The organism is Cobetia crustatorum (assembly GCF_000591415.1).
GTDB classification, from domain to species: Bacteria; Pseudomonadota; Gammaproteobacteria; order Pseudomonadales; family Halomonadaceae; genus Cobetia; species Cobetia crustatorum.
The window spans coordinates 1-14144 of the sequence record NZ_JEMF01000010.1 but is presented as its reverse complement, the minus strand read 5'-3'; the positions used below and the strand labels follow the sequence as shown (position 1 = coordinate 14144).

The following is a 14144-nucleotide window of genomic DNA, read 5'->3' as shown; positions in this document are numbered from 1 at the left end:
GAGACTTGTTGATCGACTGCTGGGCTTCATACCTCAGTGGGATACTGGGCATCTGGCCCAAGGAGGTTGCATGTTTCAGCAGTTACGACGCGCCACTGATCGCCGCAGGCATGCACATGGCGAGTTTGCCGAATTGTTCAGGCCTTGGCATGGCGATGAGCGAAGAGGAGAGCGGGTGGCACTGGACTGTGAAACCACCAGCCTGGAGATTGGCTGCGCCGAGCTGGTATCGATAGCCGCGGTACGCTTCGATGCACGGCGCATCCAAACATCCGATGCACTCTCGTTACATCTTCAGCGACCCAATAGCCTGCAGGGCGACTCGATTCGTATTCATCGTCTGCGCGGTATTGATCTACACGGTGGTGAGGCTCTGGGTGATGCGCTGAAGCGCCTGCTGTTGTTTATCGGCAACCGTCCTCTAGTTGGCTGGTGTATAGATTTTGATGTTGCTGTAATCAATCGGCATCTACGCCCGCGATTGGGGTTTGATTTGCCTAATCAGCGTCACGATCTAGCACGTGATTATTTACAAGGTTGCCGTCGTGTGCAGCCAGAGTCTCAGCCTGATCTGCGTTTTGATTCCATGGCTGAAGCACTCGGTGTGCCGGTAATCGGACGGCACACCGCCTTGGGTGATGCGGTCACCAGCGCGTTGATAGCACAGCGACTGATGCTATCAGCGCCATCGATGAAAACCCGGGAGGGGCTGGCATAAGCCTCTTGGATATTAACCCAAGGTCTGTTGCCGGAATGTCCAATGGCTACAAATGGTTGGTTTGGCCACACTGAGGCTATACAACGCACCCATTGAAGAGGGTGAGGTTGATCCGAATTACACGCCAGTGCACGATCAGGCCAGCAACGCGGCCAGCCATGCAGGATGCAACACCGAGCAGTCTTGATAATCATAACGAAGCGGCGACAGTGTGCAGAGGCCACCCGCGACACGGACCTGCTGTCAGTCAGTTTCAGTCAGGCCTGAGAATGCTTTGGCATCTCAGGATTGCCATCACTGCGCCAGGTGGTGGCCACCGGGTTTCGGGCATGTGCTCGAAGCCCGGTTTCAGATAAGGCCTCAGATGTCTGATGCCTTTATTGACGACTTAGGGTTCTTGCCCACGAGGTGCGACATGCTGATCGCGACCAACACGCTTTTGATTCTCGGTCTTGCCATTGTGCTGTTTTCCTACAGCCACTACATCCGTCGTACGCAGGATGTACGCGGTGTATTGATGTTCTGGTCTCGCAAACTGGCGTTGACCTCTATTGAATTCCGTCTGCAACGCTTCGGTATTCTCGTAATGCTTGGCGGTGTGGTGATTCGTTACCTGGAAGTGCTGCGATTGTTTTGAGGCAGGGTGCATTATTCTCTTCTGCGCCTTCTTTCACTCCTCAGATAGTTGCCAATGAATCTGTTCAACGCCCGCCTTCGGCGGGCGTTGTGCGTTGTGAGAAGCTGGACTTCCTGCCTGACTGCCTCTGTGACGCACCATTGGCGAGTGCTAGACTATGCGCCCTCCCAAACTGCCTGTCCTGACTGCCATGCCCCCATCTGATACCGAGTCCTGTGCGGACTCCCGTGGCACATCCGGTGCCACCAACAAGCGCGACCTGAACAAGCTGCAGCGACGGCTGCGTCGTCAGGTTGGTACCGCGATCACTGATTACGGCATGATTCGTGATGGTGATAAGGTGATGGTGTGCCTGTCCGGTGGCAAGGACTCCTATACCATGCTGGATATCCTGATGAACCTGCAGCGCAATGCGCCGGTGGAATTCAGCCTGGTAGCAGTGAATCTTGATCAGAAGCAGCCTGGCTTCCCGGAACATGTATTACCCGCTTGGCTTGAGTCAGTGGGTGTCGAATATCACATCCTTGAGCGCGACACCTACTCCATCGTCAAGGAGAAGGTGCCGGAGGGGAAAACCACCTGTGGGCTGTGCTCGCGCTTGCGTCGTGGGTCACTTTATAGCTTCGCTCAGGAAATCGGAGCGACCAAGATCGCGCTTGGCCATCATCGCGATGACATTCTCGAGACGTTGTTCCTCAACATGTTCTTCGGTGGCAAGCTCAAGACCATGCCGCCCAAGCTGCTCTCGGATGATCAGCGCAATATCGTCATTCGCCCGCTGGCCTACTGTCGTGAATCCGACATCGAGGCCTATTCCGCCGCGCGTGAATTCCCGATCATTCCCTGTAATCTGTGCGGCTCTCAGGAGAATCTGCAGCGTCAGGTGGTCAAGGATATGCTGCAGGACTGGGAGCGTCAGTATCCGGGGCGTCTGGAAACCATGTTCCATGCCGTGACCTCCGTCGCGCCATCGCATCTGGCGGATCGTGAGTTATTCGACTTCGCGGGCCTGGATGACCAGCGCGATCGCTTCAATGCCTCGCGTATCGATGTATTGGACATGAATTCCGAGCAGGCCAGCATGGAAGAGGACCTCTTCGAGGCTGAACGTCGTGTTCAACCGGCAGTCGGTCTCGATATGGCACTGGGGCGCGAGCTTTAAGTTTCTTGTTCTGATATGACACTGAGGGTGCTGCTGTCTGCGCTTGATCAAACGCCATCTCGCTTGCTGCGAGGTGGCGTTTTGCCATGCGTTGAACGGTGACAGGCCCGCGACCATTGTCGTCTCGCCTGATGGCGCGCGACCTCGCATGCTTGAGGCTGACGCGGCGCGTGGATGCGTCGACAGGGCAGGGGGGATTGGACATGAGCAGCGATTACGATAGTGACGAGCGGGGCAATGGACAGCAAGGGCAGCGACTAGCGGCGACGGTACTGCATGGCTTCGATGAATATCGCTCGCGGTTCAAGCATATTTCCAGTGACGCGCGGCGGCGTTTCATTGAGGCTGATTGGCGAGAAGCGCAACAAGCCTCCGCGGCGCGCATCAACCTGTATGACGAGAAAGTGGCTGCCACCATGGAGCGGCTGGGACGTGCTTTCGAGCCTGAACGGCTGAGCGAGTGCACGTTGTGGACCGACGCCAAGCAGCATTACATGGCGCTGATTGACCAGCGGCTTGACTACAAGCTGGCCGAGACGTTCTACAATTCCATCTTCTGTAATGTGTTCTCCCACCGCCACATTCGTGATGACTGGATGTTTGTGTCGTCTTCACGGCAGGAGCCCGCCCGTCATTCTGGATTGAGCATCAGCCACCGCGTCCCCGTGAAGGGTAACTGGGCCTGTGCGCTAGAATCCGTGCTGTGCGAGGCTCCGTTAGGGATTGCTTTCGAGCATCAGGGGCGTGATGTCACGCTCGGGGCCGAGATGTTGCTCGATGCACTACCGGCACATGTCCGCGATGCACCAGATGCAGCTTTCGAGGTGCTGCGCAACGTGTTCTACCGTAACAAGGGCGCCTATCTGGTGGGGCGTATTGAGGCTAGTGGTGAAACTCTACCTCTAGTACTGCCTGTGCTGCATACCGAGCGTGACGGTGTCTATCTTGATACCGTTATTATCGAGCCAGAAGAAGTCTCGATCATCTTCTCGTTCACTCGCGCCTATTTCCAAGTGGAGATCGAGGTACCAGGTGAGGTGGTGGGCTTCCTGCAGACTCTGATGCCGGACAAACCCATCGGCGAGCTATATGCCGCTATCGGTTTTTATAAACATGGCAAGACCGAGCTGTTCCGTGGCCTCAATGAACATGTCGCAAGCCGTTCTGATCAGTTCATTATCGCACCAGGTGTGCGTGGCATGGTGATGGCGGTATTTGTGCTGCCCAGCTATCGATTAGTGTTCAAACTGATCAAGGACCGCTTCGCACCCGGCAAGGACATGAGTCGTGATCAGGTGCGTGAGAAGTATCGACTGGTCAAACGTCACGATCGTGTCGGGCGATTGGCGGATACTCAGGAATTCTCCAACTTTGTGGTGGGGCGTGACCATTTCGCCCCAGAGTGTCTGGCCGAACTGTTGGAGGTCTGTGGCTCTTCCATCAGCCTGCGCGGCAACAAGGTGCTGATCCGCCATTGCTATACCGAGCGCATGATGACGCCGCTCAATCTTTATCTGGCGCAGTGCGATGCAGAGGAAACGCGAGCAGTACTCAATGATTACGGCAATGCCATCAAGCAGTTGGCGGCGGCGGATATTTTCCCTGGTGACATGCTGCTCAAGAACTTCGGTGTCACCCGTCACGGGCGAGTCGTTTTCTATGATTATGACGAGATCAACTATCTGACGGAGTGCAATTTCCGTGAGATTCCCGAGGCACGTTACCCTGAACAGGAACTGGCTAGCGAGCTTGGTACTCAGTCGGGCCCAACGACATCTTCCCCGAGGAGTTCGGTCCTTTTCTGTTTGCGAATATGGATCTACGTAAGCTCTTCTACGAGTTACATCCGGAAATCTTTCAAGCCAGCTGGTGGCAAGGGCTGCAGGATGCCATCTTGGCTGGTCGTGTGATTGATGTTTATCCGTATCGCAACAAGCGTCGCTTTGGCATTGATCGCAGTCAGGATTTCATCGATGACTGAGCGAGGTGCTGCCAGCTGTCATTATCCACGCTATTCATTTACGTGACTCACCAGCAGAGAGAATGACGATGAGTGAAGGCTTCAAGGACCCGGGAGCACGGCACGGACGTCATCTGGTCGTGCTCAGTGGTGCCGGCATCAGTGCGGAAAGTGGTCTGCGTACCTTTCGTGCCGAGGATGGCCTGTGGGAGGAGCATCGGCTTGAGGACATCGCGACACCACAGGCCTTTCGGCGCGATCCGGAACAGGTGCTGCGCTTTTATGATGATCGCCGTATTCAAGTGAGGCGTGCGCGGCCCAATGCTGCCCACAAGGCACTGGCAGAGCTTGAGCAGGCCGGCTTTCGTGTGTCGGTGATTACTCAGAATATTGATGATCTGCACGAGCGTGCGGGTTCCCGCGAGGTCATGCATCTGCATGGTGAGATTCTCAAGTCGCGTTCGAGTGTCGATTATGGTCTGCGCTATCCGCTGCCTCGTGGCGGCATTCGATTGGGAGACCTGTGTGACAAGGGAAGTCAGCTACGTCCGGATGTAGTGTGGTTCGGCGAGGCAGTACCGCTTTACGCAATTGCCGAGGAGCTTGCAGCCGAAGCCGATCTTCTGCTGATCGTCGGGACGTCACTCAAGGTGATGCCGGCCTCCAACCTGTATGCAGCGGCACCATTGGATGCGCCGATCATCTTGGTCGATCCTGATGCTCACGAACTCGCCGAACCCGGTGTACTGCCGCTCGCCGAGAATGCTGGTCAGGCACTGCCGCGTCTTGTGCGCCATTGGTTGTATCAGGGTCATCTTGGCCTGCCTGATACGTTATGATGCGCGGCCTCAGGCCTTCCGTGGGTGGGAGGCCAGTCATTCTGAAGGGCGAGGCTCCTTCGGCGACCGGAAATCCAGAGTATGTTCGAGACGCTTAATCGCTTCTTCCCCCTGTGGGCATTGGTCTTTGCAGGCATCGCCGTGATTGCGCCGACGCCTTTTGTTGCGCTCAAGGACTTCATCCAGCCACTGCTGGCGTTGATCATGTTTGCCATGGGTCTGACGCTGTCACGCGAAGACTTCATGCGCGTGGCACGACGTCCATGGCCGATCGCACTGGGCTTGCTGCTGCAATACACCGTGATGCCGCTGGCTGCCTTCCTGATTGCGCGGATGTTGGGGCTAGATCCAGCTCTGACCGTCGGCATGGTGCTGGTGGGTGCGACTGCCGGGGGGACCTCTTCCAACGTGATGACCTGGCTGGCGGGTGGCCATGTGGCACTGTCTGTGTCGATGACCATGGCCTCAACACTGCTCTCCATCGTGATGACGCCGCTGCTGACCTGGTGGTTGCTGGGTGCCGATATCAACGTACCTGTCACCGGTATGCTGCTGAGCATTGCCAAGCTGGTGGTCGCGCCGATTGTGCTCGGGGTGATCGTGCATCACTTCGCTCGCGACGCGATCCGTGAATGGGAATCGGCGTTGGCGAGTCTGGCCATGCTGGCGATAGTGCTCATCATCGCTATCGTGGTGTCGCTTAACGTCGGTCGTCTCGCCACGCTCGGCCCGCTAGTGGCACTGGCAGTAGTCGCGCATAACGCCATTGGCCTAAGTGCGGGTTATGGTCTGTCGCGGCTGTGTGGGTTGGATGAACGCACTTCACGCACCATCGCTATCGAAGTCGGCATGCAGAATTCCGGGCTGGCAGCATCATTGGCGAGCCAGTTCTTCTCGTCGACAGCAGCACTGCCCGGCGCCATCTTCTCCATCTGGCACAACGTGTCGGGCTCGCTGCTGGCGGGTTACTGGAAGCGGCGTCCACCGAAGTTTGTCACCGGTAGCAAGCATCGCTACGAGGTGTAACTGCGACGATGAATGCAGTACGAGCCGAGATGATGGCTGTATTGGGCAATGGCGGCATGGTCCTATGAGGCCATAAAAGAAGGGACACGCATGCTAGAATGCGCGTCCCTTTTTCTTTGGTTCTGACCGCTCATCATGTGTGATTCCCGCTCCTCGTTGGCAGATGCCGCGCCGACCGCTCTGGCCGAAGACCGTCCCTTTCCTGACGACCTTGATACGAAGGGTAGGAGTGGCATCACTACACTGCCCAGCGGCGAGCCTGAGGAGTGGCAAGGCAGCCATCCGCGGCGTGAGTTCAAGGCGCGCGGCAGTCAGGTAGTTCGCTGTGAGGCTTGCCGTCTGCCGCAGCTCAACTGCCTGTGCCCCTATCGAGTCAAGGCTGAGTCACGTATTCGCTTCTGGTTGATCACGCATCCGCTGGAGCACTACAAGCCGACCAATACCGGACGCTTGATTGGCGATGTGCTTGAGGGTACTGACGTCTTCAGCTGGTATCGCGTCGAGCCAGACCCACGATTGTTGGCGCTATTGGAGGATGATCGTTACCAGCCGTTCATCATCTTCCCCGATGACCAACCCGATTATGCCGATCGTGTGGTGGATATAAATGCGATTGCCGGGGTGGGTGAAGGTGTGCCGACACATACGTCGGCAGGCGAGCCCCGTATACCCGTCTTCATCATGCTTGATGGCACCTGGCGTCAAGCGCGACGCATCTTCCGCAGAAGCCCTTATCTGGATGGCTTGCCGGTATTGCCGCTACACTCCCAACGGCTCACCCGCTATCACTTGCGCAAGGCTGCTTCCGAAGCACATCTATGTACGGCAGAGGTGGCCGCAGAGTTATTGCGTCAGGCAGGGGAGGAGGCCGCTGCGAGTGTGCTGGATGACTATTTTGACGCTTTTAACGATTGTTATCGTGCTAGCCGTATTCACTATGTATTGGAGCCAACAGCGCCGATGCTTCGCTTGTTGGCCAGACGTGAAGCTAGCGACAGCAGCGAGTAACATACGGTGTACAACTCCCTGCGCTTCAGATGACATCGTATAAAAAATGCCTCGTCGGAATTTCCGGCGAGGCATTTTTTATTGTCTGAATGCTGGTGTCAGCGACGCCAGAAGGCGGGTGCGAACAGCACTAGAATGGTGAAGATCTCGAGGCGGCCCAGCAACATGGCCATTATCAGAATGCCTTTGGCAGCACTCGGGATATCGCCGAAGTGGGTGGCGACTCCACCGAGGCCTGGCCCCAGATTGTTGAGTGCCGACCCGACCGCTGACCAGGCAGTGACCTGATCGAGACCTGTCGCCAGCATGCCAAGCATCATCAGAACAAATAATAATAAATAGACGGAGAAGAAGCCCCATACAGCCTCAGCGACACCTTCCGAGATGCGCATGCGGCCAACCTTGATCGACAGGATGGCGTTGGGGTGAATCAGGCGATAGATCTCCCGCGCGCCCTGTTTGAGGATCAGCAGGATGCGAATGACCTTCATGCCACCGCCCGCCGAGCCGGAACACGCACCGATAAAGGCGGCGATGAACAGCATCATCGGCAGTACACCAGGCCAGCCGGTGAAGTCGGCGACACCGAAGCCAGTGGTGGTTGCTATTGATACTGCCTCAAAGAGCCCGTGGCGCAGTGCCTTGCTGTCATCGTAGCTGCCGGTGAGTAGCAGGCCAGCGATGGTTACGCAGCTCAATATCAGCAGCAGAATCAGAAAGAAGCGTGTCTCCGGATCACGCAGATAATGGCTGATGCGGCCTTCACGCCAAGCGGCGAAGTGCAGGCCAAAGCTGATCGAGGATACCACCATGAAGAACACGCATATCATCTCGATAGTGGCGGAATCGAAGTAGCCGATACTGGCGTCGTGTGTCGAGAAACCGCCGACGGCGACTGTCGAGAAGCTGTGGCCCAGCGCATCGAACCAGCTCATGCCCGCTGCCCAGTAACTGGCAAAGCACACCAGCGTCAGCGCAGCGTAGATATACCACAGCGCCTTGGCCGTCTCGGTGATGCGCGGCGTCAGCTTGGAATCCTTCAGTGGGCCAGGGATCTCGGTACGATAGAGCTGCATGCCACCGATGCCCAGTGTCGGCAGGATCGCCACTGCCAGCACCACGATCCCCATGCCGCCTAGCCACTGGAGTTGCTGGCGATAATAGAGAATGGAGTGAGGCAGCAGATCGAGACCGGTCATCACCGTCGCACCGGTGGTGGTAAGCCCTGAGAAGGACTCGAACATGGCATCGATGACCGACAGATTCGGGTCTTCTGCCAGCAGGAAAGGCAGTGACCCGAAAGCCCCCAGTACGGTCCAGAACAGTACCGTGATCAGGAATCCATCACGGTTTCTGAGCTCTTTACGCGCTCGTCGATTGGGATAGTAGAGCAGAAACCCCGTCAGCAGAGTGATGCCCATCGCGATGGCGAAGGCACTCAGAGTGCGATCTTCGAACACGACCGAGATCACCATCGGCGGCACCAGTGTCACGCTGAACAGCATCAGAAGGATGCCGAGAATGCGATAAATCACGCGCAAACTCATGAGTCGCCTCCGCTGCGCGTGAGAAGGGGGAGATGTCGTCGAATGTCAGGAGTAATGGCCGGCATCAGAAGAAGGTCAGCCCGACCTGGAAGAGCCGCTCTACCTCGCGAATGCGGCGCTTGTCGACCACAAACAGAATAACGTGATCATTGGATTTCACCACTAGATCATGGTGAGCCACCAGCACTTCCTTGCCCCGTACGATGGCGCCGATGGTGGTGCCATCCGGCAGGTTGATATCTTCGATGCGCCGCCCAACCACTTTCGACGAGCGCTCGTCACCATGAGCAATCGCCTCGATGGCCTCTGCTGCACCGCGTCGCAACGAGTGGACATTGACGATGTCACCCTTGCGCACGTGAGTCAGCAGACCGCCGATGGTGGCCTGCTGAGGCGAGATGGCGATATCGATCTCACCTCCCTGCACCAGGTCGACATAGGCAGCATTGTTGATCAGGGTCAGCACCTTCTTGGCACCGAGGCGCTTGGCCAGCATCGACGACATGATATTGACCTCATCGTCGTTGGTCAGCGCACAGAAGATATCGCAGTCCTCGATGTTCTCTTCCAGCAGCAGTCGCTTGGAAGTGGCACTGCCGTGAAGGACGACAGTGCGGTCCAGCTTTTCGGAGAGGTCAGTACAGCGTGCCAGCGAGTGTTCGATGATCTTGACTTGATGGGTATGCTCCAGCGTTTCCGCCAGGCGCTCGCCGATATTGCCACCGCCAGCAATGACGACGCGACGGAAGTTGCGATCAACACGGCGCAACTCACCCATTACGGTACGAATATCCTTGCGCGCCGCAATGAAGAACACCTCATCATCAGCTTCGATGACCGTGTCACCGCGCGGAATGATCGGACGATTGCGGCGATAGATGGCTGCGACGCGTGTGTCCACATTGGGCATGTGGCGGCGCAGGAAACCGAGCTCCTGACCGACCAATGGGCCGCCGTAGTAGGCCTTGACTGCCACCAGCTGAGCGACGCCATTGGCAAAATCCAGTACCTGCAACGCACCGGGGTACTCTATCAGGCGGCGGATGTGGTCGGTGACCACCTGCTCAGGACTGATCAGCACGTCGACCGGGATGGCATCGTGTGAGAACAGCCCCTTGCGGGTCAGGTAGGCCGTAGAGCGCACACGGGCAATCTTGGTCGGCGTGTGGAATAAGCTATGCGCGATCTGACAGGCGATCATGTTGACTTCGTCTGAATTGGTCACCGCGATCAGCATATCGGCATCTTCACCGCCGGCCTGACGCAGTACCTGCGGATAGCTGGCAGCCCCGGTCACGGTCCGGATGTCGAGGCGGTTGTGCAGTTCCCGCAGCCGCTCGCTATCGGTGTCCACTACCGTGATGTCATTTTCTTCGTGGGCGAGGTGCTCTGCGAGCGTCCCGCCGACCTGGCCTGCACCCAGAATGATGATTTTCATGTCCGGCTCGTCCGCTGTTTCTCAGTCGGCACAGGATAGACCAGTGCCAAGACGGAAGACAGCCGCGGCTCGGAGTCGAGGCGCGGCTGTCTGATACGATGCTGTGTGAAACTGGGGCGAACGCTAGATCCGCGCGCCCATTGCTATCTCAGCGGCTCTCTCAAGTGCTAGATCTACAAGTGCTAGATCAGACACTGGCCTTGGTGATATGCGCTAGATAGAAGCCATCGTGACCATTTACCTGCGGCAACATCTGGCGACCAGCGCCCGAGACACGGCCCCAATCGGCGCGGATGGTCTCGGCCTTGGCATCCGGAGTACCCGCGAGGAAGCGGTCCATCACGCGTGCATTCTCCTGCGTGATGATGGAGCAGGTGCCGTAGACCAGTGTGCCGCCCGGCTTGAGCATGCTCCACAGATTGGCCAGCAGCTTGCCCTGCAGACGCGCGAGATCGCCGATATCATTCGGGCGACGCAACAGCTTGATGTCCGGATGACGACGGATGACGCCACTGCCGGAGCAGGGCGCGTCGAGCAGAATGACGTCGAAGGCTTCGCCGTCCCACCAGTCACGCTCGCAAGCATCAGCGCACACGACGCCGGCGCCCAGCTCCAGGCGCTCCAGCGTCTCTTCCACGCGCTCGAGACGCTCGCCGTCGATATCGATAGCAGTCGCGTCCAGTGCCGAGAAACGCTCCAGCATGTCAGCCAGCTTGCCGCCGGGCGCGGTGCAAGCGTCGAGCAAACGGACACCTTCGCCTTCGGGGTTGATGGCGGTCACGGCCGGTGCCAGCAACTGAGCGGCTAGCTGAGCGGCCTCATCCTGCACGCTGACCAGTCCTTCTTCGAAGCCCGGCAGTGCACTGACATCGCAAGCAGCAGTCAGAGTGACACCGTGTTCGGCAAACGGGCAGGCGACGGCATCAATGTCGGCCTCGGCCAGTTGGACGAGGTAGTCCTCACGGCTGATGGCGGCGACATTGACGCGCAATGTCATCGGTGCCTGAGCATTGTTGGCTTCGGCGATGGCCTGCCAGTCGTCCGGCCAGTTGCGCTGGAAGGTATCCAGTAGCCACTGCGGGTGAGATAGCGCGACGGCAGGATCTTTATCGACTTCAGCTTCGAGCTCTTCCTGCTCACGCTGGAAGCGACGTAGACAGGCGTTGAGTACGCCCGTCGCCCAGCCCTTGCCGAGACCACGTGCAGCACCGGCAGTTTCACCGACGGCTGCGTGAGGTGCGATGCGCATATAGAGCAGCTGATACAGGCCGAGCAGTAGCAGGGCATGAATGTCCTGATCCTGCGACTTGAACGATGACTTCAGCAGCTTGCCAGCCAGTGCATCAAGACGTGGCAACTGACGGCAGACACCAAAGCACAGCGCCTTGTAGAGGCCCTGATCACGGCCAGCAACGCCAGACGGCAGGCTGTCCATGTTCAGTGAGGTACGTGCAGCCAGAACCGGTGCCAATGTCCGAGCGGCGGCGACGCGAACCGCCGCGCCCGGGGATGCAGGAGCATTGTCGGCTTGGCGACGGGCGCCGCCGTGCTTTTGTCCGCCACCCTTGATGCGGGCAGGCGGAAGAGAGTTGCGTTTCTTGCCAGCACCCTTGGCGGTCGGACGGTCTGACTGGCTCATGCGGAAGTCTCGGTCTGGGAATCAGTATCTGGGGAGTGGCTGGCGCCGAGGGCAAGGCCTTCGGGAAAGCGCGCAGCACGGGAATTAAGCAGGTCTTTGACGGCGAGCGGCTTGGCACCGGGCAGTTGGGCTCGTGTGATCTCGAGCACCTCATGACCATCGCCACAGGCGATACGCAGGCAGTCATTGCCGGGGGCAAGCAGCACGCCTGGCGTCACGGCTGTATCGAGGCGTTGTCCACCTGTACGTGACAGCCACAGGCGTAGTGGCTCACCTTCAAGGCGCGTCCAGGCTACTGGCCAGGGGTTGAAAGCACGAATGCGTGCATCCAGCTCAGCTGCCGGGCGAGTGAAGTCCAATTCAGCTTCAGCCTTTGATAGCTTGGCGGCGTAGGTCACGCCTTCCTCGGGCTGTGGCGTGGCTGGCAGATTCCCCTCTGCAATCGCGTTGAGTGCCGTGACGATCGCTTCGCCGCCTTGAGCAGCGAGTGCATCGTGCAGCTCGCCACCCGTGGTGCTAGCGGTGATGGGTGTACGACGAATCAACAGCATGTCACCGGTATCTAGCCCGGCATCCATCTGCATGATAGTGACACCGGATTCGCTGTCGCCCGCTTCAATGGCACGCTGAATCGGCGCAGCACCACGCCAGCGTGGCAGCAGAGAAGCATGAATGTTCAGACAGCCGAGGCGAGGAATGTCGAGCACCGCTTGCGGCAGAATCAGCCCGTAGGCCACGACCACCATGATATCGACGTTGAGATCGCGCAGTACCTGACGGTCGGCATCGTCCTTGAAGTTGAGCGGCTGATGCACGGGGAGTTCGTGCTCAAGTGCCAGCTGCTTGACGGGGCCGGGGGTCAGCTTTCGACCGCGGCCAGAAGGGCGGTCCGGCTGAGTATGGACGCTGACGACCTGATGCTGGCTACCCAGCAGGGCGGTCAGGCACTCGGCGGCAAAGTCCGGGGTGCCGGCAAAGGCGATACGCAGGGCTTTCGACATGCAAGAACTCTCGTATGGGGAGCGCGGTTGATACCGGGCTCAAGGTGCTGGCGGAGCAGTAATGATGTACCCGCAATAGCGGATCAGTAATGACGCGCACGGAGGCAGAGAAAAATCTCAGGCCTCCGTGCGGAATGTCTACCCAGGCCGGCAATGGCGCCGACTAGAGTGGATCAGTCTTCCTGAAGCTTATGGCGCTTCTGCATCTTCTTCATCACTCGGTCCCGCTTCAGCGGAGAGAGGTAGTCGACGAAAAGTGTGCCTTGCAGATGGTCATTCTCATGCTGAATACAGTGCGCCAGCAAACCATCGGCCTCGAGCTCGTAAGCGTCGCCGTTGCGGTCCTGTGCCTTGAGTCGTACCTTCAAGTAGCGAGACACTTCGGCATAGTACTCGGGGATGGACAGGCAGCCTTCTTGCATTGGCTCCTTCTCGTCACCGATAGGCGTGTACTCAGGGTTGATCAGTACCAGCGGCTGGGACTGATCTTCGCTGACGTCAATGACGATCAGACGACGATGCTCGTCGACCTGAGAGGCTGCGAGACCGACGCCTCGTGCGTCATACATGGTCTCGATCATGTCGTCGATCAGGGTCTGCAGTTCAGCATCAATCGCTTCGATTGGTGCGGCAACGTTGCGCAGACGCTCATCGGGGAATTCAAGAATTTCGCGCTTGGCCATGACTGGTGTAATTACCGTTGTGCTGTCAGTAAGGGTTTGACTGATATTGTAGTGTGCACAAGCGAGGAACGGAACCGATGGCCGTCAATGCTGCTACTATCGCGGCAATAGTCAGGGTTGATCTCATGTGCCAGCAGGCGCAGGGATGCGGGGCTAGGCGGGGTTCACGGTACGGATTTCAGAAAAAGATCATCGCCACCGACAGTGGCGGGTGGCAATAACGCAAGGGACGCATGAATGGGCATGAAACGACTGGTCGGCAATGCCGTCTTCACGGCACTCCTCGGCATGACGGTGCTGGGGGCAAGCGCAGGGATGTCGCAGGCACAGGCGGCAACGGTACGTGACAACGTACCGTCTACCTACGTGGTAGTGCGTGGTGACACGCTCTGGGATATTTCAGGCCGCTTTCTGCGTGAACCTTGGCTGTGGCCGGAAGTCTGGCGTGCCAATCCCCAGATCAAGAACCCGCATCTGATCTATCCG

Annotated in this window: 12 protein-coding genes and 1 pseudogene; 8 read left to right on the top strand and 5 right to left on the bottom strand. The window is 58.1% G+C overall.

Annotation, left to right across the window (positions count from 1 at the left end; all coding sequences use genetic code 11):
- The first annotated feature begins 70 nt into the window (after nt 1–70).
- The 7 genes and pseudogenes from BF12_RS0102055 to BF12_RS0102025 all read left to right on the top strand — a co-directional run bounded on the left by BF12_RS0102055 (nt 71) and on the right by BF12_RS0102025 (nt 7350).
- Nucleotides 71–718 (top strand): 3'-5' exonuclease, encoded by a 648-nt coding sequence (locus BF12_RS0102055; protein ID WP_024950817.1) that lies wholly within the window; start codon nt 71–73, stop codon nt 716–718.
- Nucleotides 719–1133: 415 nt separating this feature from the next.
- Nucleotides 1134–1355 (top strand): hypothetical protein, encoded by a 222-nt coding sequence (locus BF12_RS0102050; protein ID WP_024950816.1) that lies wholly within the window; start codon nt 1134–1136, stop codon nt 1353–1355.
- 190 nt (nt 1356–1545) lie between these two features.
- Nucleotides 1546–2517, top strand: a complete 972-nt coding sequence (gene ttcA / locus BF12_RS18270; protein WP_084487929.1) for a tRNA 2-thiocytidine(32) synthetase TtcA — start codon at nt 1546–1548, stop codon at nt 2515–2517.
- A 203-nt stretch (nt 2518–2720) separates the two neighbouring features.
- Nucleotides 2721–4498: pseudogene (gene aceK, locus BF12_RS18265) on the top strand (bifunctional isocitrate dehydrogenase kinase/phosphatase).
- Between the two features lie 68 nt (nt 4499–4566).
- Entirely contained in the window at nt 4567–5316 is a 750-nt protein-coding gene (locus tag BF12_RS0102035; RefSeq protein WP_024950814.1) for an SIR2 family NAD-dependent protein deacylase, read from the top strand.
- An 81-nt stretch (nt 5317–5397) separates the two neighbouring features.
- Nucleotides 5398–6342, top strand: coding sequence for a bile acid:sodium symporter family protein (locus BF12_RS0102030; protein ID WP_024950813.1), 945 nt, complete (start codon nt 5398–5400; stop codon nt 6340–6342).
- A gap of 135 nt (nt 6343–6477) precedes the next feature.
- Complete coding sequence (locus tag BF12_RS0102025) at nt 6478–7350, top strand: tRNA-uridine aminocarboxypropyltransferase (RefSeq protein ID WP_024950812.1); 873 nt, start codon at nt 6478–6480, stop codon at nt 7348–7350.
- A gap of 98 nt (nt 7351–7448) precedes the next feature.
- Here BF12_RS0102025 and BF12_RS0102020 read toward each other — a convergent pair whose 3' ends face one another.
- The 5 genes from BF12_RS0102020 to def form a co-directional block, all read right to left on the bottom strand.
- The gene (locus BF12_RS0102020; protein WP_024950811.1) at nt 7449–8897 is read right to left on the bottom strand and encodes a TrkH family potassium uptake protein; all 1449 of its coding nucleotides are present in this window, start codon (nt 8895–8897) and stop codon (nt 7449–7451) included.
- A gap of 64 nt (nt 8898–8961) precedes the next feature.
- Nucleotides 8962–10335: a Trk system potassium transporter TrkA gene (trkA, locus tag BF12_RS0102015; RefSeq protein WP_024950810.1), complete on the bottom strand. Its 1374-nt coding sequence runs from the start codon at nt 10333–10335 to the stop codon at nt 8962–8964.
- Between the two features lie 187 nt (nt 10336–10522).
- Entirely contained in the window at nt 10523–11974 is a 1452-nt protein-coding gene (gene rsmB / locus BF12_RS0102010; protein ID WP_024950809.1) for a 16S rRNA (cytosine(967)-C(5))-methyltransferase RsmB, read from the bottom strand.
- Entirely contained in the window at nt 11971–12975 is a 1005-nt protein-coding gene (fmt, locus tag BF12_RS0102005; protein WP_024950808.1) for a methionyl-tRNA formyltransferase, read from the bottom strand. Before fmt ends, rsmB begins: the two co-directional genes overlap by 4 nt.
- Nucleotides 12976–13148: 173 nt before the next feature.
- Nucleotides 13149–13658 (bottom strand): peptide deformylase, encoded by a 510-nt coding sequence (gene def, locus BF12_RS0102000; RefSeq protein WP_024950807.1) that lies wholly within the window; start codon nt 13656–13658, stop codon nt 13149–13151.
- 315 nt (nt 13659–13973) lie between these two features.
- On the opposite strand from def, the gene BF12_RS18260 reads away from it, so the two are divergent.
- On the top strand, nt 13974–14144 hold a 171-nt coding region (locus tag BF12_RS18260), incomplete at its 3' end, for a LysM peptidoglycan-binding domain-containing protein (protein ID WP_439644459.1).

Bases quoted from the DNA above. Each gene is read 5' to 3' on its own strand.
- fmt (WP_024950808.1), bottom strand. From the start codon at position 12,975: ATGTCGAAAGCCCTGCGTATCGCCTTTGCCGGCACCCCGGACTTTGCC.
- BF12_RS0102035 (WP_024950814.1), top strand. From the start codon at position 4,567: ATGAGTGAAGGCTTCAAGGACCCGGGAGCACGGCACGGACGTCATCTG.
- trkA (WP_024950810.1), bottom strand. From the start codon at position 10,335: ATGAAAATCATCATTCTGGGTGCAGGCCAGGTCGGCGGGACGCTCGCA.
- BF12_RS0102030 (WP_024950813.1), top strand. From the start codon at position 5,398: ATGTTCGAGACGCTTAATCGCTTCTTCCCCCTGTGGGCATTGGTCTTT.
- BF12_RS0102020 (WP_024950811.1), bottom strand. From the start codon at position 8,897: ATGAGTTTGCGCGTGATTTATCGCATTCTCGGCATCCTTCTGATGCTG.
- rsmB (WP_024950809.1), bottom strand. From the start codon at position 11,974: ATGAGCCAGTCAGACCGTCCGACCGCCAAGGGTGCTGGCAAGAAACGC.
- BF12_RS0102055 (WP_024950817.1), top strand. From the start codon at position 71: ATGTTTCAGCAGTTACGACGCGCCACTGATCGCCGCAGGCATGCACAT.
- BF12_RS0102025 (WP_024950812.1), top strand. From the start codon at position 6,478: ATGTGTGATTCCCGCTCCTCGTTGGCAGATGCCGCGCCGACCGCTCTG.
- BF12_RS0102050 (WP_024950816.1), top strand. From the start codon at position 1,134: ATGCTGATCGCGACCAACACGCTTTTGATTCTCGGTCTTGCCATTGTG.
- ttcA (WP_084487929.1), top strand. From the start codon at position 1,546: ATGCCCCCATCTGATACCGAGTCCTGTGCGGACTCCCGTGGCACATCC.
- def (WP_024950807.1), bottom strand. From the start codon at position 13,658: ATGGCCAAGCGCGAAATTCTTGAATTCCCCGATGAGCGTCTGCGCAAC.